General features: G+C 67.9%; 19 protein-coding genes. 6 read left to right on the plus strand and 13 right to left on the minus strand.

The genetic code is table 11. From position 1 onward, the window contains the following. Positions 1-21 precede the first annotated feature (21 nt). Positions 22-432 (minus strand): hypothetical protein, encoded by a 411-nt coding sequence (locus OSC27_RS10125; protein ID WP_267181339.1) that lies wholly within the window; start codon positions 430-432, stop codon positions 22-24. A 93-nt stretch (positions 433-525) separates the two neighbouring features. Here OSC27_RS10125 and OSC27_RS10130 point away from each other — a divergent pair, with 93 nt between their 5' ends. The 4 genes from OSC27_RS10130 (at position 526) to OSC27_RS10145 (ending at position 5,081) form a co-directional block, all read left to right on the plus strand. After that, positions 526-1,710 carry an ROK family transcriptional regulator gene (locus OSC27_RS10130; RefSeq protein WP_267181340.1) on the plus strand — a complete coding sequence of 395 codons (1,185 nt, stop codon included), beginning with the start codon at positions 526-528 and terminating at the stop codon, positions 1,708-1,710. Between the two features lie 98 nt (positions 1,711-1,808). Next, positions 1,809-2,915, plus strand: a complete 1,107-nt coding sequence (locus tag OSC27_RS10135; protein WP_267181341.1) for a sugar ABC transporter substrate-binding protein — start codon at positions 1,809-1,811, stop codon at positions 2,913-2,915. A gap of 91 nt (positions 2,916-3,006) precedes the next feature. Next, the gene (locus OSC27_RS10140; protein WP_267181342.1) at positions 3,007-3,828 is read left to right on the plus strand and encodes an ATP-binding cassette domain-containing protein; all 822 of its coding nucleotides are present in this window, start codon (positions 3,007-3,009) and stop codon (positions 3,826-3,828) included. After that, entirely contained in the window at positions 3,825-5,081 is a 1,257-nt protein-coding gene (locus OSC27_RS10145) for a sugar ABC transporter permease (RefSeq protein ID WP_267181343.1), read from the plus strand. Before OSC27_RS10140 ends, OSC27_RS10145 begins: the two co-directional genes overlap by 4 nt. 180 nt (positions 5,082-5,261) lie before the next feature. Here OSC27_RS10145 and OSC27_RS10150 read toward each other — a convergent pair whose 3' ends face one another. The 4 genes from OSC27_RS10150 to OSC27_RS10165 form a co-directional block, all read right to left on the minus strand. Beyond that, positions 5,262-6,278: a LacI family DNA-binding transcriptional regulator gene (locus OSC27_RS10150; protein WP_267181344.1), complete on the minus strand. Its 1,017-nt coding sequence runs from the start codon at positions 6,276-6,278 to the stop codon at positions 5,262-5,264. 15 nt (positions 6,279-6,293) lie between these two features. Further along, positions 6,294-7,127 (minus strand): carbohydrate ABC transporter permease, encoded by an 834-nt coding sequence (locus OSC27_RS10155; RefSeq protein ID WP_267181726.1) that lies wholly within the window; start codon positions 7,125-7,127, stop codon positions 6,294-6,296. A gap of 96 nt (positions 7,128-7,223) precedes the next feature. Further along, positions 7,224-8,141 (minus strand): carbohydrate ABC transporter permease, encoded by a 918-nt coding sequence (locus tag OSC27_RS10160; RefSeq protein WP_267181345.1) that lies wholly within the window; start codon positions 8,139-8,141, stop codon positions 7,224-7,226. Positions 8,142-8,161: 20 nt separating this feature from the next. Then, entirely contained in the window at positions 8,162-9,472 is a 1,311-nt protein-coding gene (locus OSC27_RS10165) for an ABC transporter substrate-binding protein (protein WP_267181346.1), read from the minus strand. Between the two features lie 281 nt (positions 9,473-9,753). Here OSC27_RS10165 and OSC27_RS10170 point away from each other — a divergent pair, with 281 nt between their 5' ends. Then, complete coding sequence (locus OSC27_RS10170) at positions 9,754-11,790, plus strand: beta-galactosidase (protein WP_267181347.1); 2,037 nt, start codon at positions 9,754-9,756, stop codon at positions 11,788-11,790. Between the two features lie 104 nt (positions 11,791-11,894). Further along, positions 11,895-13,646, plus strand: coding sequence for a glycoside hydrolase family 53 protein (locus OSC27_RS10175; protein ID WP_267181348.1), 1,752 nt, complete (start codon positions 11,895-11,897; stop codon positions 13,644-13,646). A 126-nt stretch (positions 13,647-13,772) separates the two neighbouring features. Here OSC27_RS10175 and OSC27_RS10180 read toward each other — a convergent pair whose 3' ends face one another. The 8 genes from OSC27_RS10180 to OSC27_RS10215 form a co-directional block, all read right to left on the minus strand. Further along, complete coding sequence (locus tag OSC27_RS10180) at positions 13,773-15,167, minus strand: glutamate-1-semialdehyde 2,1-aminomutase (protein WP_267181349.1); 1,395 nt, start codon at positions 15,165-15,167, stop codon at positions 13,773-13,775. A gap of 48 nt (positions 15,168-15,215) precedes the next feature. Next, positions 15,216-16,199, minus strand: a complete 984-nt coding sequence (gene hemB, locus OSC27_RS10185; RefSeq protein WP_267181350.1) for a porphobilinogen synthase — start codon at positions 16,197-16,199, stop codon at positions 15,216-15,218. Between the two features lie 82 nt (positions 16,200-16,281). Then, positions 16,282-18,471, minus strand: coding sequence for an MMPL family transporter (locus OSC27_RS10190; RefSeq protein ID WP_267181351.1), 2,190 nt, complete (start codon positions 18,469-18,471; stop codon positions 16,282-16,284). Continuing rightward, complete coding sequence (locus tag OSC27_RS10195) at positions 18,468-19,676, minus strand: prenyltransferase (protein ID WP_267181352.1); 1,209 nt, start codon at positions 19,674-19,676, stop codon at positions 18,468-18,470. Before OSC27_RS10195 ends, OSC27_RS10190 begins: the two co-directional genes overlap by 4 nt. Then, complete coding sequence (locus OSC27_RS10200) at positions 19,673-19,999, minus strand: lycopene cyclase domain-containing protein (RefSeq protein ID WP_267181353.1); 327 nt, start codon at positions 19,997-19,999, stop codon at positions 19,673-19,675. Before OSC27_RS10200 ends, OSC27_RS10195 begins: the two co-directional genes overlap by 4 nt. After that, positions 19,996-21,570 carry a phytoene desaturase family protein gene (gene crtI, locus OSC27_RS10205; RefSeq protein WP_267181354.1) on the minus strand — a complete coding sequence of 525 codons (1,575 nt, stop codon included), beginning with the start codon at positions 21,568-21,570 and terminating at the stop codon, positions 19,996-19,998. Before crtI ends, OSC27_RS10200 begins: the two co-directional genes overlap by 4 nt. Beyond that, positions 21,567-22,460 (minus strand): phytoene/squalene synthase family protein, encoded by an 894-nt coding sequence (locus OSC27_RS10210; RefSeq protein WP_267181355.1) that lies wholly within the window; start codon positions 22,458-22,460, stop codon positions 21,567-21,569. Before OSC27_RS10210 ends, crtI begins: the two co-directional genes overlap by 4 nt. After that, on the minus strand, positions 22,457-23,536 hold the full coding sequence (locus tag OSC27_RS10215) for a polyprenyl synthetase family protein (protein ID WP_267181356.1): 1,080 nt from the start codon (positions 23,534-23,536) through the stop codon (positions 22,457-22,459). The genes OSC27_RS10210 and OSC27_RS10215 overlap by 4 nt, the downstream gene beginning before the upstream one ends. Positions 23,537-23,552: the final 16 nt, after the last annotated feature.

Genomic DNA, 23,552 nt, shown 5'->3' on the forward strand with positions numbered 1-23,552 from the left:
CGATGTGCGGCACCTACCGCCTCAGATCGCCTCGCCCTCGGGCGCCAGCTCGTCAGGGTCGACCAGCCTCAGCGCCTCGATCAACCGGGTGGCGTGCGAGGTCGAGACGATGATACGCGCGAACTCGCCCCCGTCGCTGCCCTCGGTCTCGTCTTGCTCCAGATCGATGACGACGGCCGAGCGCTGCTTGCCCTTGATGAGCAGGAAATCCTTGCCGCCGTGGAACTTCCACGTACCCACGGCCAGCGTGAGGGGCACGAACGCGCCAGGTGCACGGATGCCGCGGATCCAGATCCAGGGATCGGCCGTGATCGCGACCGACTTGATCTCGTGGCGCGGCACGACAAGAGGAGCGCGCCTCATCGCCAGGACCTTCTCCGCCGCCGTGAGACGGATCTCGAGACGGTCGGGGTACACGTGCAGATCGGCCATGCCTCTAGTCTGCCGTCTCATGGCGACAGTGACCGTGCCGATTCGTACAAACATCGGCGCACCGCTCCGGTCGCGGGCATGTATCTTATTCTCGTGGCAGACCAGCGGCGGACTCCCGGTTCGCAGACTTCACTTCGTGAAGCCAACCGAGCTCGAATCGTCGATGCCATCAAGAAGCACGGTGGTCTCACCCAGGTCGAGCTCGCGGGCGTGACAGGCCTCTCTGCCGCCACCGTCTCGAACATCGTCAAAGAGCTGACTGCCAGCGGTGTGCTGCACACGGCCCCGAGCACCAGAAGCGGCCGGCGGGCCCAGTACGTCACGCTCGCCCACGCTCTTGGCCTGGTCGCCGGGGTGCACTACTCGACGCGCCACATGCGTGTCGTGCTGGCGGATGTGGCTCACACCGTGCTGGCCGAGCACCATCTGCCGCTCGCCAAGGATCACCGCGCCGACAACGAGCTCGACCGGGCGACCCTGCTCATCGCCGACATGCTCGAGAGCGTCGATTCCGAGCTCGACGAGCTGCTCGCGGTGGGCATCGCGCTGCCGGCACCGCTGAAGACCGCGACCGGCACCACCGCCCGCGGCGGCATACTTCGGGGCTGGGATGCGGTGCCCGTCGCCGACGTCATGGAGCGCCGTCTCAAGCGCCCCACCTTCGTCGACAACTCGGGCAATCTGTCTCTCTTGGCCGAAGCGCGGCTCGGCGCGGCACGAGGCAAGAGCAACGTCGTCTTCATCGACGTGGGCGACGGCATCGGTTCCGGGCTACTGCTGGCGGGGGCGATGTTCCGAGGGCACAACGGGGTCGCGGGCGAATTCGGCCACATCACCATTCGTGAGAACGGCCCGCTCTGCCGGTGCGGCAACCGCGGCTGCCTCGAGGCGATCGCCGGCGGCCCCGCCGTGCTTGAGGCGCTGAAGCCCGAGCAGGGCCCGCTGAAACTGGGCGATGTCGTCATCAGGGCGATGGCGGGCGAGGCCCCTTTCGTGCGCGCGATCGCCGAGGCGGGCAAGCACATCGGCGTGGCCGCGGCCAACGTCTGCAACCTTCTCGACCCGGAGCGGCTGGTCGTCGGGGGCGAACTCGCACGCGCGGGAGAGCTGCTGCTCGGCCCGCTTCGTCACGCGGTCGAGCGGTCGATCATCGTCGACGAGGAGTCCATGCCCGACGTCGTGCAGGGGCAGCTCGGCAACAGGGCCGCGGCACTCGGCGCAATGATCCTCGCGATCGACAGCGTGGAAATCAGCACCGAGGACGCGGCAATAGCCTGAGGCCAAATCGTTGTCTTCAAGACTTGACGACAAGAATCAGAACTGACAAGCTCATGCCAGTCGCCAAAGTGGCCGACGTCAAATCCGGAGGTTTTTCAATGAAGATCGCCACCACGAGAGCGGTTGTCGCGACAGCCGCGATCCTGCTCACAGCGGGCACCCTGACAGCCTGTTCGAACGGTGCAGACACGGGTAGCAGCAACAAACCGGCTGACACGGCGAATGCCAAGATCGGCCTGCTGCTTCCTGACTCGGTCACCGCGCGCTACGAGAGCGCAGACAAGCCCTACTTCGAACAGAAAATCAAGGAGCTCTGCCCCGACTGCAAGGTGCTCTACGCGAACGCCGACGGGGACGCCTCGAAGCAGCAGCAGCAGGCCGAGTCAATGCTGACGCAGGGCGTCAAGGTTCTGGTGCTCGACCCGTTCGACGGCAAGGCGGCCGCGGCCATCGTGAATGAGGCCAAGTCGAAGAAGGTCCCCGTGATCTCCTACGACCGCCTGATCGACAGCCCCGACAGCAGCTACTACATCTCGTTCGACAACGAGAAGGTCGGGCAGCTGCAGGCGACTGCGCTCGTCGAGAAGCTCAAGAACGATGGCGTGCCGGAGGGCAGCGGAATCCTCATGGTCAACGGATCCCCGACCGACAACAACGCCACGCTCTTCAAGAAGGGCGCGCATTCCGTGATCGACTCGAGCGGCTACAAGGTACTCGCCGAGTACGACACACCCGGATGGGAGCCGACCAAGGCTCAGGACTGGGTGGCCGGCCAGGTGACCAAGTTCGGCAACCAGATCAAGGGTGTCTACGACGCCAACGACGACACCGCTGCCGGTGCGATCGCAGCCCTCAAGGCCGGCGGCGTCTCACCGCTGCCGCCCGTCACGGGACAGGACGCCTCGCTCGGTGGTATCCAGCGCATCCTCGCCGGTGACCAGTACATGACGATCTACAAGGCGTTCAAGCCCGAGGCGTACAAGGCCGCGGAGCTCACCGTCGACCTGATCAAGGGCAAGAACCCGAAGGGTGACAGCACCACCAAGACCGCCGGTGGCGCCGACATCCAGTCGTTCCTGCTGACCCCGGTCGCCGTCACGACGGCCAACATCGAAGACACCGTCGTCAAGGACGGGCTGTACAAGGCGTCGGAGATCTGCACCTCCGCCTACGCAGCCGCCTGCGAGAAGTACGGCGTCAAGTAACCGCTGCCCGGCCGGGAATCGCGCTCGCGGTTCCCGGCCGGGCACACTTTCGCGTTAAGCTCGGCCCACCGGCCGATTCAAAGGAGAAATCGTGACCCTGGAAGCCACCGCTCCAGAACAGACCGCTCCCGCACGGGAGCCGGTGCTCTCGATCAAGCAGATCTCGAAGGGGTTCGGTGCCGTGCAGGCGCTGACCGACATCGAGATGGATGTGTACCCGGGTGAGGTCGTCGCCATTGTCGGTGACAACGGCGCGGGCAAGTCCACGCTGGTCAAGATCCTCGCCGGTGTGCATACGGCCGACTCCGGCCAGATCTTCTTCGATGGCCGGCGCGTCACGATTCCCACCCCTGCGGCCTCTCGCGAACTCGGCATCGCCACGGTCTTCCAGGACCTCGCTCTCTGCGACAACCTCGACGTCGTCTCCAACCTCTTCCTTGGCCGCGAGCTCGGATCGGGCACGCTCGACGAGGAGCAGATGGAACAGCAGTCCTGGACGCTTCTGCGCCAGCTCTCTGCCAAGATCCCCTCCGTTCGCATCGCCGTCGCCTCCCTCTCCGGCGGCCAGCGGCAGACCGTGGCCATCGCACGCTCTCTCATCGGCGATCCGAAGATCGTGATCCTCGACGAGCCGACCGCGGCTCTGGGTGTCGCCCAGACCGCTGAGGTGCTCAACCTCGTCGAGCGCCTGCGCGAGCGCGGCCTCGGCGTCGTCCTCATCAGCCACAACATGGCAGACGTGCAGGCCGTGGCGGATCGCGTCGTCGTGCTGCGCCTCGGTCGCAACAACGGAAACTTCCGCGTTCCCGACGTCAGCTACGAAGAGATCATCGCCGCCATCACCGGCGCCACAGACAACGCCGTCACCCGCAGGGCCACGGCCCGCCCCACCCAGGAGGTCCCGGAAGCATGACCGCCACGAACACCGAAACCCCGGCCGAGCGCGCCGCCGACCAGCAGGACGAGCGCCTGATTCTCGATGAAGGTCTCGGCGGCGCCATCCGCTCGTTCGGCCGTCGCGTTCGGGTTGGCAACCTCGGCTCCCTCCCCGTCGTCATCGGTCTCATCGTGATCTGGGCCGTCTTCCAGATTCTCAACCCCAGCTTCCTTTCGCCAGACAACCTGGTGAACCTGAGCCTGCAGTGCGCCGCCGTCGGAACCATTGCGATCGGCGTCGTGCTCGTGTTGCTGCTCGGCCAGATCGACCTCTCGATCGGCTCGGTGAGCGGCGTGGCGTCGGCCGTGCTCGGCGTCACGTTCGCCCAATGGCACTGGCCCATCTGGCTGACGATCATCGCGGCGCTCGCGCTCGGTGCCGCGATCGGTCTGCTCTACGGCCTGCTTTTCGCTCGGTTCGGGGTTCCGAGCTTCGTGATCACGCTGGCCGGTCTTCTCGCCTTCCTGGGTCTGCAGCTGTGGATTCTCGGGCCGAACGGCACGATCAACCTGCCCTTCAGCTCATGGGTCGTTCAGGTGGCGACGTCGATGTTCCTGCCGCCGTGGCTCGCGTACACCTTCTCGGGGATCGCCGTTCTCGTCTTCCTCGGATCCGACTGGCTTCGCGCGCGCCGCCGCGCCCGCGCCGGGCTGTCGACAGGCTCCAGAGGACTCATGCTCGCCAAGGCTGCACTGCTGCTGGTCGTGCTCGTCGCGATCGTCGCGTACCTCGCCCAGGACCGTGGGGTCGGGGTGACCTTCCTGCTCTTCGTCATGCTGGTCGTCATCACGAACTTCTTCCTGACGCGCACCCGCTGGGGACGTGCGGTGTTCGCAGTCGGCGGCAGCGTCGAGGCGGCGCGACGCGCTGGCATCAAGGTCAACCGCATCTTCATCTCGGTGTTCATTCTCTGCTCCGCTTTCGCCGCGCTCGGCGGCCTGCTCTCCGCCGCGCGCCTGACGGCGGCGAGCAACTCGAGCGGCACTGGCGACGTCAACCTGAACGCCATCGCGGCGGCGGTCATCGGCGGCACCAGCCTCTTCGGTGGCCGCGGCAGCGCGTGGTCGGCGCTGCTCGGCATCTTCGTGATCCAGTCGATCTCGAGCGGCCTCACGCTTCTCAGTCTCGACTCGTCGGTGCGTTACATGGTCACCGGTGCCGTGCTGCTGCTCGCGGTCATCATCGACTCGCTTTCCCGCCGCTCGCGCGCCAGCCACGGCCAGGCCTGATCGCGGCCGTCCGGCCAACCCGCGTACCTGCTTACCCGCTTACCCGCTTACCCGCGTACCCGCTTACCCAGCACGGGCCGAATGTGGAGTGCACCTCGCGAACACCCCACATTCGGCCCGACCCGTTGTGCTGCCTCCGCACACTGCCCGCGCGATGCGCGATGCGCGATGCGCGAGGAGTCAGGCGGACTCGCGCACGATCAGGTCGGCCGGCAGCGTGATGGCGGCGGGGCGCTCCCCCTCGATCACGCGCAGCAGAAGGCGCACCATCTCCTCGCTGATCCGCTCGAACGGCTGGCGCATGGTGGTGAGCGCAGGAGTCGTCGTCGTCGCGATCGGGGCGTCGTCGAAACCGACCACCGCGACATCCGCCGGCACCCGGCGCCCCGCGGCCTGCAGTACCTCGATGGCTGCAGCCGCCATCACGTCGTTCGCGGCGAACACCGCGTCGAGTTCCGGCGCCGTCTCGAGCAGCCGCCGCATCCCGGCGAGGCCGCTCTGCCTGCCGTAGTCGCCGTATGCGACGAAGCGCTCGTCGAACGCGTCGCCCGCCTCGGCGCGATACGCGTCAAAGCGACGGATGCCGCCCGACGTGTCCTGCGGCCCGGTGATCGTGGCGATGCGGGTTCGCCCGCTGCGCCGCAGGTACCCGAGCAGCTCGGTCGCACCGTCGAAGTCGTCGGCGGCCACGTATCCCATCTTCTTCTCGAAGCCGAGCGGCACCCCACACGCGATCGCCGGCACCCCGGCCGCCACCAGCTCTGAGATCGCGCCGCTCCTGGTGCTGTGCGACGACACGAGCAGCACCCCGTCGACGTGGCCGGCCGTGATGAAATCCTGGGCGCGGCGCTGCTCGTCATCCGTGCCGGCCATGATGAGCACGAGGGAGATGTCCTGCTCGGCAAGCGCCCGGGCGGCCCCCCGCATGAGCACGGAGAAGTTCGGGTCCTCGAAGAGGCGCTCGTGCGGCTCGCTCAACAGGAACGCCACCGAATTGGCGCGCCGGGTTGCGAGGCTGCGGGCGTGCGGGTTGACCCGATATCCGGTCTTCTTGATGGCCGCATTGACCGCGCTGAGCGCGTCAGGGCTGACCCAGTGCCCGCCGTTCAGCACGCGCGAAACGGTGCCGCGCGAGACGCCCGCCTCGGCGGCGACATCGTCGATCGTCGGGCGACGTCGGGCGGGTGGTGGGGTCACGACATGAGCATATCTTCACGCCTTGACGGCGCCGGCGGCCAGGTCGACCCGCCAGTACCGCTGCAGCACGAGGAACAGGATGACGAGCGGGATGATCGACAGCAGCGCCCCCGTGATGACGAGCGTGTACATGGCCGGCGCGCTCGCGCCCTGGTTCAGCAGCCCGTTCAGGCCGACCGTGATGGGGAACAGATGGTCGTTGCCCAGCATGATGTAGGGCAGCATGAAGTTGTTCCACACGGCGACGAACTGGAACAGGAAGATCGTCACCAACCCGGGCGCCATCATGGGCATCGCGATGCGGTTGAAGATGTACATCTCCCGCGCACCCTCGGTGCGGGCGGCCTCGATCACATCGTTCGGCACGGCCGCCGCGGCATAGATGCGCGCGAGGTAGATGCCGTACGGGCTGATGATCTGCGGCAGCAGCACCGACCAATACGTGTTCGTCAGGCCCACCTGCGCGAACAGGAAGTACTGCGGGATCGCCAGAATCACTCCGGGCACGAGCACGCCCATGAGCAGGATCTTGAACACCGTGCCTTTGCCGGGAAAGTCGAACTTGGCGAGCACGTAGCCCGACAGCGCGGAGACCCAGGTGGAGACGATCGCGCCGACACCCGCGTAGAGGGCGGTGTTGAGCATCCATCGCCAGAAGAGCCCGTCGCGGTACTGCGTGAGCTCGACGATGTTGCTCCACAGGTGGGTGCTCGGGGCGAGCGTGAGCGTTGAGAACAGCTCGGAGCCGTCCTTCGTCGACGCCATGATCACCCACAGCACCGGGAACAGGCAGTAGATCGCGCCCAGAATGAGAATGCCGCTCGAGACGATGCTCGGCTTCTCATGCATCGCACTGTCCTTGGGACGCTCACGCTTCATTTTCTGAGCGGATGCTGCGCCTCGCCCCGTGCCGGGCGTGACCTCGGTAGTGGTCGCACTCACGTGTCAGTCCTCCTGGCCGAAGGCCCGCTTCTGCACGACGCGCAGGAACAGGAACGAGATGATGAAGGTGCCGAGCGCGATGACCACGCTTGTCGCCGCCGCCGAGTAGATGTCATTGCGGGTGAACGCGTCGCGGTAGACGAGCATGAGCGGCGACCAGCTGGTAGAGAGGCTGTTCGACAGCGGCCGCAGCGTGGTCGGCTCGGCGAAGACCTGCAGCGTCGCGATCATGGAGAACAGCGCCGTCATGACGAGCGCGGGCGCGATGATGGGGATCTTGATGCGCCACGCGATCTGCACCTCGCTGCAGCCGTCGAGCTTCGCCGCCTCGTAGATCTCGCTCGGCACCGCCTTCAGCGAGGTGTACATGACGATCATGTTGAAGCCGACACCGCCCCACAGCGCGATGTTCGCGATGGCGAACGTGACGAGCGACGGCGAGAGCAGCTCGGGAGCATTGATGCCGAGTGCGTCGGCGAGGTCGTAGAACGGGCTCACATCCGGCAGGTACAGGAAGCCCCACAGCAGCGAGCTGATGACGGCCGGCACCGCGTACGGCAGGAAGATCGCCGTGCGCGAGAAGCCGCCCGCCCTGGTGCGCCGGGAATCGAGCAGCAGCGCGAACAGCAGCGCCAGGCCCAGCATGGTGGGAATCAGGATGACCCCGTACAGCAGCACCCGCAGCACGCTGCCGAGCAGCTCGGGGTCGGTGAACGACGCCACGTAGTTCGAGAAGCCGGCGAACACCGTCTTGTGCGAGTTCGCGCCAAGGCCGAGCCCGGTCACGGTGCGCTTCTGCAGGCTGAGGATCACCGTGTAGACGATGGGCGCCGCCATGAACGCCACGAATAGCACGATGCCCGGGGCGAGCATGGCGTATGGCGTCAGCACTCGCGTGCGAAAGCTGACCCTTCGGCGCATGCCCGCCCCTTGCGTCTCGATCATTTGACGGTGAAGCCGCTCTTCTTCAGGTCGGCCGTGGTCGTCTTCTGCATCTGCGTGACCGCGTCGAGGAACGCGCTCTGCTGCTTCGACTGGGCGGCCTTGGCGAAGTCGTCGTTGTACGCACTGTATGCGACATTGACGTTCGGCCCGTAGGTGAACGGGTTGACGGTCTTCGCCACCTTCGCCGCGACGTCATAGAAGTCGGGCTGGTTGCTGAAGAAGTCGGGCGCCTTGCTGAGCGCCTGCTTCGCCGCCGCGTTGTCGGCCGGGTAGATTCCCGCCGTGGTGACGAGCGCCTTCACGGCCTCCGGGTCGGTGTTGAGCCACGTGGCGAACTTCACCGCGGCATCCACGTGCTTCGACTGGCTCGTGACGCCCGTGGACGACCCGCCCCAGTTGCCCGTGGCCGGGTTCGATGCATCCCACTGCGGCATGGGGGCGACTTTCCACTTGCCTGCCGTGTCGCCGGCGTTACCGCTCAGCACTCCGGGGGCCCACACGGCGCTCAGCCATCCGACCTCCTTGCCGGTGTTCAGCGCGGTGTTCCACTCTGGCGTGTACATGGGCTTGTTGTTGATCACGCCCTCCTGCACGAGACCGCCCCAGTACTTGGCGACCTTCTGAGTAGGAGCCTTGTCGATGTCGACGCTCCAGGCGTCGCCGTCGATGCCCCACCACGAGGCGCCGGCCTGCTGCGAGAGGCCCGTGAACCAGCCCGCATCGTTCGACGAGAACGTGCCGAGGTACACCGACGGGTCGGCTTCGTGGATCGCCCTCGCGTCGGCCGCGTATTCGTCCCACGTGGAGGGAACGCTCAGGCCGAGCTTGTCGAAGACGTCGGCCCGGTAGAAGAACATCATGGGGCCGGTGTCCTGCGGAATGGCGTAGAGCGCGTCGCCGCCGAGGGTGACCGAGCTCCACACGCCGTCGGAGAAGTGGCTCTTCGTCTTGACGGCGTCGGTCTTCGACAGGTCGGCGAGCGCGTCGGCGGCGACGAGGGTCGGCAGCTTCTGGTACTCGACCTGCATGAGGTCGGGTGCCCCGCTGCCTGCTTTGATCGCGGTTAGCAGCTTGGTGACGGCGGGGTCGCCGCCATCCTGCTTGTTGACCGTCACGTGGATGTTCGGGTGCGACTTATTCCAGATGTCCACGACCTTGTCGAGGTTCGGTGCCCACGCCCAATACGTGAGATTGACCTTCTGGTTCGTGTCGCCCGAGTCGTGTGATGTGCCGGCCGAGCAGCCGGTCATGAGCAATGCGGCGGCTGCGGCGGTGGCCACGGCGGCCGTGCGGAGCGATCTGCGCATTCGTCCTCCTTGTCGAAAGCTGTGTGACGCGAAGAGAGAAGCCGAGCGGATGCTGCGGCTCGCCCCCGCGCTGGTGCGATGGGTTCGGTGCACCGCGCGTTCCGGCAGGAAGTCAAGCATGAGTTCTGCCAAGCGTTCCGACAAGAACGGCGGTGTGCCTGTGAGCGGTTCTAGTAATCCACACTATCGATTTGTTGTCAACACTTCATTTTGACGGATGCGCCTGACCCGTGTGCTGTGCTAGAACTGGGAGCGCACACAGTCAAAGGAGATCGCCCGGCATGTCATCCTCCCGCCCCACGCGCCCCGCCATTCGGTACGGCGGCGACTACAACCCCGAGCAGTGGCCGCGCGAGACGTGGCGCGAAGACATCGAGCTCATGAAGCAGGCACGCATCAATCTGGTGAGCGTCGGCATCTTCTCGTGGGTGCTGCTCGAGCCGCGCGAGGGCGAGTACGAGTTCGGCTGGCTCGACGAGATCATGGGCCTGCTGGCCGACGCCGGCATCGACGTGGACCTCGGCACCCCCACCGCCGCCCCCCCTGCGTGGTTCTGGAAGAAGTACCCGGACTCGCACCCGGTCACGCGGGAGGGCGTGCGGCTCGGCGGCGGCTCGCGCGGCATGGTGAGCCCGAGCTCGCCCGAGTACCGGCGGGCAGCGACCGCGATCACCGAGCAGCTTGCACGGCGGTATGCGCAGCATCCGGCCCTGGCAATGTGGCACGTGCACAACGAGTACGGGGCTCCCGTGAGCGAGTCGTACGACGGCCACTCGGTCGCGGCGTTCCAGCAGTGGCTGCGGCAGCGGTACGGCACGCTCGACGAGCTCAACGCGGCGTGGGGCACGCTCTTCTGGGGTCAGTGCTACGGCGAGTGGTCACAGATCGACGCGCCGAGGCTCGCGGCGACGGTGTCGAACCAGGCGCAGCGCCTCGACTTCCGGCGCTTCACCTCGGACGCGTTGCTGGCGTGCTACATCGCGGAACGCGATGTCATCCGCCGCTATACGCCCGACGTGCCCGTGACCACGAACTTCATGGCGACCAACTGTCTGGCCGCCGACTACTGGCGCTGGGCGCGGGAGGTCGACGTGGTCTCGAACGACCACTACCTGGTGGCGGAGCGGGCCGACAACCACATACTTCTGGCCATGGATGCTGACCTCACGCGTTCGCTCGCGGGCGGCGCGCCCTGGGTGCTCATGGAGCACTCCACCGGGGCCGTGAACTGGCAGCCGCGCAACATCGCGAAGCGGGCGGGCGAGCTGGCGCGCAACAGCATGTCGCACCTGGCGCGCGGGGCAGACGCGATCATGTTCTTCCAGTTCAGGGCGTCGCGGTTCGGGGCGGAGAAGTTCCACTCGGCGATGCTGCCGCACGCGGGCACCGGCACGCGCATCTGGCGCGAGGTGTGCGAGCTGGGTTCGACGCTCGAGACGCTCGCGGATGTCGCTGGCTCACGCGTGCACGCCCGCGTCGGCATGCTGTGGGACACCGAGTCGTTCTGGGCACAGGATCTCGACTGGCACCCGAGCATCGAGCTCGACCACCGGGAGCGGATCGAGGCGTACTACCGCGCCCTGTGGGAGCTGGGCGTGACGGTGGACTTCGCGCATCCGTCCGCTGATCTCAGCGGCTACGACCTGGTGATCGCGCCAAGCCTGTACCTGGTGACGCCGGAGTCGGCCGCGAACCTCGAGGGGTATGTGGCGGGTGGTGGCCGGCTGCTCGTCTCGTACTTCTCGGGCATCGTCGACGGCACGGATGCGGTGTATCCCGGCGCGGCGCCGGGTGCCCTGCGGGAGGTGCTCGGGGTGGAGATCCACGAGTTCCTGCCGCTGCACGAGGGCGAGCTGGTGACGCTCGACGACGGCAGCACCGGCGCCGTCTGGGCCGACGACCTGCACCCGACGACTGCGCGCGTACTTGCGTCGTACACGTCGGGGCCGGCGGCCGGCGCGCCCGCCATTACCGAGAACGCGCACGGCAGCGGCACCGCCTGGTACGTGTCGACCCGGCTCGACGGCGAGGATCTCGCCCAGCTCGTCGCCGCGGTGCTGTCGCGCAGCGGCATTGACGCGGATGCCGCGCACCCCGGCCTCGAGATCGTTGAGCGCCGCTCGGCCGACACCGTCTACCGGTTCCTGATCAACCACACCAATGCCGACATCGAGGTGTCGGCCGGTGAGTCACCCGTGACCGTGCCCGCCGGCCAGGTGCGAGTGGTGCGCGACCCCGTGCACCCCGAGGGCACTCAGCACGAATGGAGTACGCGGCACGCTCCTGATTCCGCGCCGCACGTCAAGGAGGACGTCTGATGCACAATACGGATCGATCACATACACATGGCGCACGCAGCGCCCGCAGCACACGGCCGCCACATGGCGGGAAGCGATTGTGGCCACCCCAGGGGCCCGGCCGCGTGCGTCGCTCATGGGTGCTGGGGGCGGCGGCAGTGCTCGCCGCGCCGACGCTCGCGCTCGCGGGGTTCAGCCCGGCCGCGGCGACACCGGGGCACGGGGGCGCTGCGCCGGCATCCGTCGCCGTGGTCAATGCCGGGTTCGAGTCCGGTCTCGACGGCTGGCGGGTCGACGGGCCGGCAGGATCCGCGAAGATCGAGGCGGATGGCCACGACTCAGCACACCGGCTCACGCACTGGCTTGCCGCTGACGGCACGGTCACCACCGCGCAGACGGTGACCGGCCTCGCGCGCGGGTGGTGGACCCTGCGGGCCTCGGTGAAGTCGGGCGGCGGGGTCGACACCTCGCAGCTGCGGCTGACGGGCTGCGGCCTGGACGGCGCGACAACCGTGCCGTCGACCGAGGCCGACGACGTGTGGCTCCAGCTCACCGTGAGCGCGTACGTGACCAAGGGCTCGTGCACGCTCCAGCTGCACACGGCCGGCACGGCGGGCGCGTGGGCGAGCATGGACGACGTGAGTCTCGTGCCCGGTCAGGTGACGCGGCAGATCCGGGGCGCCGACCTGTCGAGCGTTCCGAAGAATGAGGACCACGGCGCCATCTACCGAGATGCCGCGGGTCACCGCGTCGACCCGGTGAAGGCGTTCGCGGCCGCCGGCGCGAATCTGGTTCGGCTCAAGGCCTGGGTCACGCCGCCCGACGGTTACAACGACACCGCGCACGTGGTCGCGATGGCGAAGCGTGCCAAGGCCGCCGGCATGAAGGTGCTCATCGACTTCCACTACTCGGACACGTGGGCCGACCCGGGCAAGCAGACGGTGCCATCAGCCTGGCAGGGGATGACGGCGGCGCAGATGACGACCGCGCTCTCCGACTACACGACGGGCGTCATGCGCGCGCTGCGCGTGGCGGGGATCACTCCGTACGCGGCGCAGATCGGCAACGAGATCAACCCGGGCATCCTGTGGCCACTTGGCCAGACCTGGGATGTCGACCCGAGTGACGGCGTTGCGGATGCGCAGTGGGACAACCTGGCGGCGTTCCTGACGGCGGGTCACGACGCGGTGAAGGCCGTGAGCCCGACGACGAAGACCATCCTGCACCTGACCAACATCAACAACGGCATCGACAGCCTCACGTGGTGGTTCGACGAGATCACGGCGCACCACGTGCCGTACGACCTGATCGGCCTCAGCTACTACAGCTACTGGCACGGTTCGCTCGCCGACCTGCAGAATGCGGTGAGCACGCTCTCGGCCCGGTACGACAAGGACGTGCTCGTCGTCGAGACGGCGTACCCCTTCACGCTCGAGGACAACACCAACCCCGCCTGGGAGAACTCGATCGACCATGCCTCTGAGCTCACGCCGGGCTACCCGGCCACGCCCGAGGGTCAAGCCGCGAACTTCCGCGCCGTGCAGGACGTGGTTGCGGCGGCACCCGGCGGTCGCGGCCTCGGCGCCGTGTACTGGGAGCCCGCATGGACGGATGTCGCGGGCAACGGCTGGGATCCGGCCGACCCGGCCTCCGGCAACGCGTGGGAGAACCAGGCCATGTTCGACTACACGAACCGCGAGCTGCCGGCGATGGCCGACTTCACCGCCGACCCCGCGACCCCGCCGCCCGGCTGGGGCATCGGAGCTGGGAACGGTGCCGGGAACGGTCACGGCACCGGGAATGGTCACGGCAACGGCACCGGGAACGGTCACGGCAACGGGAACGCCCACCACGGGCCCTGCAGGGTCGCCGTCTGACCCCTCGCCGACCTTACGTGAGCGGCCAAAAAGTGCCCTCATTTTCGATTTTGAGGGCACTTTTTGGCCACTCGTCGAGGGACTGCGGGCGAGCGGGAGCGTGGGATGCTCGAACGCCGGGTCGCCTCAGGCAGCAGGCGGGCGAGCGGACGCGGGCGGGCGAGCGGATGCGGCCGCGCGAGCGGCGGCCGGCAGCGCCTCGACGATGCGGTTCACGGCGTCGTCGTCGTGGGCCGCCGTCACGAACCACGCCTCGTAGACACTCGGCGGCAGCGAGACGCCCGCGTCGAGCATCGCGTGGAAGAACGGTCCGTAGCGGAATGCCTCCTGCGCCTGCACTCCGGCGTAGTCGATCGCGGGCGTCTCGCGGAACTGCACGCTGAACAGGTTGCCGAAGTGCGACATGACGTGCGGCACTCCGGCGGCCGAGAGCGCCTCGGACGTGGCCTGCGAGACGACGGCGGCAACCTCGTTCAGGCGGGCGTAGACCGCCGCATCCGCTGCTGCGAGGGTTGCGAGACCCGCCGCGACGGCGACCGGATTACCCGAGAGCGTTCCCGCCTGGTAGACGGGGCCGACGGGTGCGAGGAACTCCATGATGTCGCGGCGGCCGCCGACCGCGGCCAGGGGCATGCCGCCGCCGATCACCTTGCCGTAGGTGACGAGGTCGGCGCGCTGGAGCGGGGATGATCGCGGCAGCGCTGCCGCGACGCCGACGCCGACGCCGGCTCCGAGCGACCCTGTGAGCGAGGAGGGATCGGCCAGTCCGAGCCAGCCCGCCGGCCCGACCCGGAACCCCGTGAGCACCTCGTCAAGAATGAACAGCGCGCCATGCTCGTGCGCGGTCTGCGCGAGAAACTCGTTGAAGCCGGGGCCCGGGTGCACGACGCCCATGTTCGCGGCCCCCGCCTCGGCGATGATCGCCGCGATGCGCTCGCCGTGCTCGGCGAACACCCGCGTCACGGCCTCGCGATTGTTATAGGGGATGACGAGGGTCTGCGCCGCGATCTCGGCGGGCACCCCAGCGGATGCGGGCAGTGCCAGCGTGGCGAGCCCGCTGCCGGCTTCCGCCAGCAGGCCGTCGGAGTGGCCGTGGTAGTGCCCTGCGAACTTGACGAGCAACGGGCGGCCCGTGAAACCGCGCGCGAGACGGATCGCCGTCATGGTCGCCTCGGTGCCGGTGGAGACGAGGCGCAGCTCGTCGATGCGCGCGACGCGGTCGACGACGAGTTCGGCCAGCTCGGTTTCGGCGGGCGTGGAGGCTCCGAACGAGAGGCCGCGGGCTGCGGCATCCGTCACAGCTTTGACAACCTGCGGATGCGCGTGGCCGAGGATCGCCGGCCCCCACGACGCGACGAGGTCGACGTATTCGCGGCCCTCCGCGTCGGTGATGTACGGGCCGCGCGCCGACACCATGAAGCGGGGCGAGCCGCCCACCGAGCGGAACGCCCGCACGGGTGAGTTGACGCCGCCTGGGATGACCTGCTGGGCGCGGGCGAAGAGCTCGTCGTTGGTTGTCATGGGGTTTTCCCGTCGGTTCAGTGGGTTTCGAGACGCGCTTCGCGCTCCTCAACCCACATTTCGTGCGAGCTCCATGGCCCAGTAGGTGAGCACGGCGTCGGCGCCCGCGCGCAGAATGCCGGTGACCGACTCGTGCACGGCTCGGCTGCGATCGATCCAGCCATGTGCGGCGGCGGCCTCGATCATGGCGTACTCCCCCGACACCTGGTACGCCCAGACGGGCACGTCGCTCAGCTCGGCGACATCCGAGAGCACGTCGAGGAAGCTCATGGCCGGCTTGACCATGAGAATGTCCGCCCCCTCGGCGAGGTCGAGCGTCGCCTCGCGCAGGCCCTCGCGACGGTTCGCGGGATCCTGCTGATACGTGCGCCGGTCGCCGGTGAGCTGCGAATCCACGGCCTCCCGGAACGGACCGTAGAACGCCGACGCGTACTTCGCTGCGTACGCGAGAATCGCTGTGCCGTGATAGCCCGCGCCGTCGAGGGCGTCGCGCACCGCGGCGACCTGGCCGTCCATCATGCCCGAGAGCCCGAGCAGCGCCGACCCCGCCTCCGCCTGCGCGAGCGCCATGTCGCGGTAGCGCTCCAGGGTGGCGTCGTTGTCGACCCGGCCCGCGGCGTCGAGCACGCCGCAATGGCCGTGGTCGGTGAACTCGTCGAGGCACAGGTCGCTCTGCACGACGAGGGCGTCGCCCGCCTCCGCGGCGGCCACGCGGGTCGCACGATTGAGGATGCCCTCGCGGTCCGTCGCACCACTGCCGATCGCGTCGCGCGCGGCAGGCACCCCGAACAGCATCACGCCGCCGAGGCCCGCGGATGCGGCATCCGTCACCGCCTGCTTGAGCGAGTCGATGCTGTGCTGCACGACGCCCGGCATCGACTGGATGGGCAGCGGCTCACTCGTGTCCTCGCGCACGAAGAGGGGCAGGATGAGCTGCGCCGAGTGAATGCGCGTCTCGGCGGTGAGCCGGCGCATGGCCGGTGTGCTGCGGAGTCGACGGGGGCGGATCACCGGGCGCGGAAAGTCACTCACCAACCAAGCCTACGACCGCCGATGCTGAGCGGATGCTGGTGAGCGGGTCTGGGGGTTTCGAGACAGCCGCTGCGCGGCTTCCTCAACCCGCGTGGGGCGCTGCGCGGATGCTGGTGAGCTGGTCGTGGGGCGCCTCCCGCGCCAGAGTCGACGGCCACCAGATGGCGCGGCCGATGTCATACGACACAGCGGGCACGAGCAGGGAGCGCACGACCACGGTGTCGAGCAGCACCCCGAACGCCACGATGAACGCGATCTGCACCAGGAACAGAATGGGGATCACCGACAGCGCCGCAAACGTCGCCGCCAGCACGACGCCCGCCGAGGTGATGACGCTGCCCGTCACCCCGAGACCACGCAGGATGCCGGGGCGCGTGCCGAGATTCAGGGACTCCTCGCGCACCCGCGTCATGAGGAAGATGTTGTAATCCACGCCGAGCGCAACGAGGAACACGAAGCCGAAGAGCGGCACGGAGGCGTCGGCGCCCGGGAAGCCGAAGACGTGGTTGAACACGAGGGCCGAGACGCCGAGCGCGGCGGCGTAGGAGACGACGACACTTCCGATCAGCAGCAGCGGCGCCAGAATGGAGCGCAACAGCAGCATCAGGATCACCAGGATCACAAGCAGGACAATGGGAATGATGCGCACCAGGTCGGCCTGGGCGGTGAGAGTCGTGTCGAGCGCGGTGGCGGTCACCCCACCCACGAGCACCCCGGAATCGACGTCGGGCAGAGTGCGGCGAAGCTCGCGTACGGTGTCCTCCGCCTCGTGCGAATCGGGCTCCGCGGTGAGCGTGGCATCGACCAGAACCCTGCCGTGCCTGACGACGGGCTTCGCGTCGTCGCTCGGCCTGCCCTCACCCGTGTAGAGCCTGGCCTCGCTGATGCCGTGCGCCTTCTTCGCGGCGGCGACCACGGCATCCGCCTTGTCTTCATTCGCGACGATGACGACAGGTGTGCCGGAGCCCGCGTCGAAGTGGTGCGCGAGCACCTTCTGGCCGTCGGCCGCGTCGGACTGGCTGAGCACCAGCTCGCTCTGGGCAACGCCATTGGCCTTCAGCTGCAGCACTCCGGCGCCGCAGGCAACGAGGACGACGAGTGCGCACACCCAGACCACGCGCGAGTGACGGGCGACGAGCGAGCCGACCCGGCGCCAGAGGCCGGTGACGCCATCCGACTCGTCGTGCTGCGGCGCGTACTTCGGGCGGAACGGCCAGAACGCGATGCGACCGAAGAGCACGAGCAGCACCGGCAGCAGCGTGAGCGCAGACAGCAGGGAGAAGACGATGCCGAGAGCCGCGATCGGCCCGAGGCTCTTGTTCGAGTTGAGGTCGGAGAACAGCAGACACAACAGCGCGATGATCACCGTGAGGCCGGATGCGACGATCGGCTCGAGGGCCGCCTTCCACGCGCGCGCCACCGCCGCCCACTTCGACTCCACGTGTTCGAGCGCCTCGCGATAGCGTGCGACGAGAAGCAGCGAGTAGTCCGTGGCCGCGCCGATCACGAGGATCGACAGGATGCCCTGGCTCTGCCCGCTGAGACTGATCCAGCCCCAGAGTGCGAAGAGATAGACGACAAGGATGGCGGCGCAGAGCGCGAACATCGAGGTGAGCAGCACGACGAACGGCAGAACCAGTGCGCGATAGACCAGCAGAAGGATGACGAAGACCGCCGCCACGGCGACGATGAGCAGGATGCCGTCGATACCGCCGAATGCGTTGACGAGGTCGGCCGTGAGGCCGGCCGGCCCGGTCACGTACCCGCGCAGGCCATTGCCCGTCTGTGCCTGAACGGCATCGCGGAGATCTGCGACGACGGTCTTGACGTTGTCGGTGTCGACGACGGGCACGATGAACTCGACGGCCTTGCCATCGCTCGACGGTATCGGCCCGGCCACCGCCGTCTTCGCCGCGCCGTCGGGCTGCTGAACCCCGTGCACGGCACCAAGCGTCACGCCGAGCTTCGCGAAGCCGGCCAGCTCGCTCTTCGTAATCGTCGAGTCGGAGACGAGCACCACGATCGCCGGCAGCGCTTTCGACCCGGTGAACTGCTTCTGCAGGTCGTTCACCCTGGTCGACTCCGCGCTGGCGGGAAGGAAGGCCGCCTGGTCGTTCTGCGACACCGACGACAGCTTGCCGAACGTCGGGCCGCCGATGCTCGCGGCGACCAGCCACACGATGAGAAGAACGGCGGGCAGCGTGATTCTTACCCAGCGAGCCGGATGCCAGTCGGAGCCGTGTGAGGGCTCGGTGCCCGGGCGAGTGTTCATGAAAGTGGCCTTTCGATGACGTAGCTGATGAGGATGAGCGTGACGAGGAAGCCGCTGGCGTAGTTGAGCCAGATGAAGCGCCGCCAGGCACGATTGGCTGAGGCGGAACGCTCATCGCCCACCGACCGGTATGGCATGGCGATGGCGATATACGGCAGGGCAAGGAGACCGGCGAGAGGCCCTGGCCACGGTGTTGTCAGCATGAGCAGCCCTGCGGCGAGCCAGGCGGCGATCGCGAAGCGCACGGTCCAGCGGGCACCCATCACGGTGGCGACAGAGCCGATTCCGCCCTCCCGATCGGGGACGATGTCCTGCACCGCGCCGAACGCGTGACTGCCGACTCCCCACAGGAAGAAGGCCGCGAGCAACGCGACGAGCGCGGGCGTCCACGCAGCATCCGCCAACGCCAGGCCGACCACGGCGGGGCTGACGAAGTGCGTGCTCGAGGTGGCCGAGTCGAGGAACGGCCTCTCCTTGAAGCGCAGCCCCGGCACAGAGTAGGCGGCGACCGCGAAGAGGCTCACGGCGAGCGCGGCCCATGCGGCCGGGGTGCCCATGAGCACGAGGGCGATGACGAAGGGTACGCATACGGCGATGGCAGCGACGAGCGTGACGCGGTGCAGTCGGCGGTCGAGCATGGCACCCTCGATGCCGCCCTTTCGAGGGTTGGCGAGATCGGACTCATAGTCGAACACGTCGTTGACGCCATACATCGCAAGGTTGTACGGCACGAGGAAGAAGACCGTGCCCACGACCAGCACGGCGTCCACCTCGCGGATGCTCAGGTAGTAGGCGGCAGCGAAGGGGAAGGCCGTGTTGATCCAGCTGACCGGCCGTGAGACGGCGGCCAGGCGCGACACCGTGTGCGCGGGCAGGCGAAGCGCGCCGAAGAGGCTCCACAGCGACGGCAGCAGCACCAGGGCGGCGACGGGGTAGGCGAAGTCCTCCAGCGGCGCGCGAGCGATGTGCAGCCCCGAGAGGTGCTTCGAGGCGTACGCCATGAGCCCGGCCGCGATCATGAGGTTGTCGAACAGTGCCGTCAGAAGCAGCACGACCGCGGCGGCGACGAGCGCCGGCAACCACCAGCGGCGGGCGACGGCGGCCAACGCGCCGGCGCCAGCGACGACGGCGACGCGCACGACGGCGATCGCGGCGACAAGCAGAGCGCCGCCGAGGAACGCTGCGCTGAGAGCGACGTAGGTCATGACCGCCCCCGCAACCACTCCAGCACCCGGTCGGCGCCGGTCACCAGAACCATCACGAGGTAGCAGAGGAAGGCCAGGAAGAAGAGTTCCTCGAGCGGCAGCTGCGGCGCCAGAAGAATTCCGGTCATGTACGGGTTCTCGCCTCGCGCGAAGATGCCGAGCCCGATGCCGAACACATCCCACGCCAGCAGGAACACCACTCCGGCCACGACGACGGCCGTGGCGACGCCCGCGCGCCGCCAGAAGACAAGCGCGAACCGGTGGTCGAGCAGCACCATGCAGCCGAGAGCAGCCAGAAGCACGATCAGATAGATGGCGCTCACAGCGGCTCCGCCAGGGGCTGGGTCGAGATGTCGCCGCGCAGCCGCTTGACGACCAGTTCGGCGCTGATCAGGCACATGGGCAATCCGATGCCTGGCACGGTGGATGCGCCGGCATAGTAGAGCCCCTCGACGCGTGACGACGCATTCGAGCCGCGCAGGAACGCGCTCTGCCGCAGGGTGTGCGCGGGGCCGAGGGCTGTTCCCTTCCAGGCATTCAGGTCGCGGGCGAAATCGGCGGGCCCGACGCTTCGGCGCACCACGATTCGTTCGGCGAGATCGTCGATCCGCGCCCACTCGGCGATCTGACGGATGACGGCATCCGCCGTCTGCTCGAGGCGCTCGTCGCCGCCTCCATCCAGTCCTCCCGCTCCGATGCCGGGGTCTGCCGGAACAGGAACGAGCACGAACAGGTTCTCGTGGCCGCGGGGCGCGGCAGCGGCATCTGTCTGGCTCGTCTTGCTGACGTAGAGGGATGCGGGGCGCGGAATGGAGGGCGTGTTGCCGAAGATCTTGGCGAAGTCGCCCCGCCAGTCCTCGGTGAAGAACAGGTTGTGGTGGGTGAGCTGGGGTAGCTCGCCTCGCACGCCGAGGTAGAGAAGGATCGCTCCGGGGCCGGCCACCCGGTGGGACCACCAGCGTTCCGGGTAGCTGCGCAGCTCGGGCGGCAGAAGCTCGGTCTCGGTGTGGTGCAAGTCGGCAGTGGAAACGACGAGGTCGGCTTCGACCTGCCGCTTCCGCCCGTCTGCTGCGGTGACCGTCACCCCCGAAGCACGCGGGCGGCCGGCGCCGTGTGACACGGTGATCGCCGTGACGCGGGCACCGGTCTGGATTCTCACGCCCTCACGCCGCGCCAGCTCGGCGATGCTGCGAATGACCGCTGCGAATCCGCCCATGGGGTAGAGCACGCCGACATCGAGGTCGAGGTGGCTCATCAGGTGGTACATGCTGGGCGTCATCGACGGTTCGGAGCCGAGGAACACGGCAGGATAGCCGAGAACCTGACGCAGGCGCGGGTCGCGCACGTGTGCCGCGACGAAGCGATCGAGGCTCTGCAGCAGAAGGCGAGCCAGGCGCGGCAACCGCAGCAGCACGTCGCGGCTGATGAGCGGGCGGTACGACTCGAAAGTGCTGTAGAGGAAGCGCCGCACGGCCATGTCGTACGCCTCACGGGCCGAGTCGAGGTATCGCCGAACGGCGTGACGAGCCCCGGGTTGCATGGCCTCGAAGGTGTCAAGAGTCTCTTCAACATCGGCGCTGACCTCGAGCGCCCGGCTCTCGTGCTCGAAGAACACCCGGTACGCCGGGTCGAGGCGTCGTAGATCCAGTTGCTGCGCGGCCGAGGTGCCGAGCAGTCGATAGAAGTGGTCGAAGACCTCGGGCATCAGATACCACGACGGCCCCGTGTCGAAGACGAAACCGTCCTTGGCCCAGGTGCCGGCCCGTCCACCGACCTCGTGCCGGCCCTCGAGAACCGTGACGAGGTAGCCGTCGCGCGCCAGCAGAGCGGCCGTGGCGAGACCTGCGATACCGGCTCCCACGACGACGACGCGGCGCGCGTCGCTGCCCCTCATCGTCCACCCCTCGCTCGCGCGACGAGTGCAGCGGCGAGCAGCCGCAGCTTCACGGGAGCCGGCACGCTCACGCGCGTGATCATGAGTTCCTCCGCCGGCATCCTCTCGATGCGCTCGAGCACTTCGGTGAAGAGTGCGTGCGCTGCGCCGACGGCGCGACGGCACGAGCGAGGCAGCAGCGGGATCGAGACCGCCGCCGCCTGGAGATCTGAGCGGATCTCCGCGACAAGCTCCCTCTTCCGCGCTCGCGTGATTCCGAAATCGTCGACGTTCGAGAAATAGTGCCGGCCGAGCTGGTTGATATCGGCGCTCAGGTCGCGCAGAAAGTTGATCTTCTGAAACGCGGCGCCCAGACTGCGCGCACCGCGTTCCAAGTTTTGCAGGCGAACGGGGTCGACAGTGTGGCCGTGCAGGAAGATGCGCAGACACATCAGCCCGATCACCTCGGCCGAGCCGTAGATATAATCGGCGAGTTCGGTTTCTGTGAAGGAGATTGCATCGAGATCGGCCCGCATCGACCGGAAGAAGGGCGCGGTCAACGCGGTATCGATGCCTGTCTCGCGCGCCGTGCACGCAAAGGCATGTACGACGAGATTGGTGCTGAATCCGTCCCCCATTGCCTGCTCGGTCTCCGCCTCGAGCGCGTCGAGCAGCTCGCGCTGCCGATCCGGCGGCACCCCCGCGCCACGAGCGGCGCCGTCCACCACCTCGTCCGCGACCCGAACGAGCGCGTACACGCTCTCTATATGCCGCCTGACGGCGCCGTCGAGCAGGCGGCTCGCCAGACCGAACGAGGTGGAGTATCGCCGGATCACCTGCACCGAACTGCGCTGGGCGACGGCGGTGTACAGGCGGATGCCGTCCGCTCGCTGCCGCTGCAGCACCCTCACGACGCCCTCGCAACCGCGCCATTCACGAGCCGCCTGAGGCCGCTTCGCAACGCCTCGGGAACGTCGTCGCTCGCGAGCGACTCGGCGGCGCGCGACGCGTAGTCGCGCATCATCGACTCGACGAACGAACGCGCCCCGCATTCCTCGAGCAGCGCCCGGGCGCGGTCCAACTCCGACTCCGCCGCGTCGGGCCGATCGAGCAGTGTCCTGAGCTCGGGCCAGGCGGCAGTGCCCCGAGCGTACGAGACAAGCGCCGTCGCCTTGCCGTTGCGAAGGTCGCTTCTCACGCTCTTGCCCGTGAGGGCCTCGTCTCCGTAGACGCCGAGTACATCGTCGCGCAGTTGGAAAGCGATGCCTGCCAGCCTGCCGTACTCGGCCAGGGCGGTGAGCACGAAGGGCTTGGCTCCTGCCAGCATCGCTCCGGCACGAAGCGGAGAGGCGAAGGAGTACTCGGCCGTCTTGTTCTGCGTCATCTCGAGAACGTCGGTGAGTTCCGGTACGTCGGCCGCGGAGGCGAACGCCACGTCGTGCAGCTCACCCGCCGCCGTGACGAACACGCTCGTGTCGAGCAGATCGAGTAGTGCGCGCCGCGTCTCGAGCCCCTGATCGATGCGCGCAATGAATGATTGAGCCGCGTGCAGCATGAGGTCTCCAGCCAGCAGAGCGGATGCCGCACCCCACGCCGTCGCCGCGCTCGGTGCGAGCCCACGCTCAGCCGCGTCTCTGGCAAGTGCTCCCGCGACATTGGGCCGGCCCCGTCTGACGCTGTCCCCGTCGATCACATCGTCGTGCAGCAGGAAGGCCGCATGCAGGAGCTCGAAGGCGCAGGCAGCGGAGACCGCGTCGCCTTCATGCTCCGCCTCACCTCCGAGCGCTCGGAATGTGCCGAGCACGAGTGCGGGCCGCAGCCGCTTTCCACCGCTCAGATCCTCGCCGATGGCTCGCCACAGCGCGAGATAATGCGGGCCATGCGCGACGGCGGCGCGTTGTTGCGTCGCGAGGTAGGCCTCGATGCGCTGCTCCACCTCACCGGCGGCCGAACCGGCGAAAGCCCTCGCTGCCGCGATCAGTGTCATCGGGGTTCCTCGATTC

Origin of the sequence: Microbacterium sp. STN6 (assembly GCF_026410545.1) — a bacterium.
Lineage (GTDB): Bacteria > Actinomycetota > Actinomycetes > Actinomycetales > Microbacteriaceae > Root112D2.

Coding starts and splice junctions, on each gene's coding strand:
- OSC27_RS10125 (WP_267181339.1), bottom strand. CDS start 432: ATGGCCGATCTGCACGTGTACCCCGACCGTCTCGAGATCCGTCTCACG.
- OSC27_RS10135 (WP_267181341.1), top strand. CDS start 1,809: ATGAAGATCGCCACCACGAGAGCGGTTGTCGCGACAGCCGCGATCCTG.
- OSC27_RS10145 (WP_267181343.1), top strand. CDS start 3,825: ATGACCGCCACGAACACCGAAACCCCGGCCGAGCGCGCCGCCGACCAG.
- OSC27_RS10155 (WP_267181726.1), bottom strand. CDS start 7,127: ATGCATGAGAAGCCGAGCATCGTCTCGAGCGGCATTCTCATTCTGGGC.
- OSC27_RS10160 (WP_267181345.1), bottom strand. CDS start 8,141: ATGCGCCGAAGGGTCAGCTTTCGCACGCGAGTGCTGACGCCATACGCC.
- OSC27_RS10165 (WP_267181346.1), bottom strand. CDS start 9,472: ATGCGCAGATCGCTCCGCACGGCCGCCGTGGCCACCGCCGCAGCCGCC.
- OSC27_RS10170 (WP_267181347.1), top strand. CDS start 9,754: ATGTCATCCTCCCGCCCCACGCGCCCCGCCATTCGGTACGGCGGCGAC.
- OSC27_RS10180 (WP_267181349.1), bottom strand. CDS start 15,167: ATGACAACCAACGACGAGCTCTTCGCCCGCGCCCAGCAGGTCATCCCA.
- OSC27_RS10190 (WP_267181351.1), bottom strand. CDS start 18,471: ATGAACACTCGCCCGGGCACCGAGCCCTCACACGGCTCCGACTGGCAT.
- OSC27_RS10195 (WP_267181352.1), bottom strand. CDS start 19,676: ATGACCTACGTCGCTCTCAGCGCAGCGTTCCTCGGCGGCGCTCTGCTT.
- crtI (WP_267181354.1), bottom strand. CDS start 21,570: ATGAGGGGCAGCGACGCGCGCCGCGTCGTCGTCGTGGGAGCCGGTATC.
- OSC27_RS10215 (WP_267181356.1), bottom strand. CDS start 23,536: ATGACACTGATCGCGGCAGCGAGGGCTTTCGCCGGTTCGGCCGCCGGT.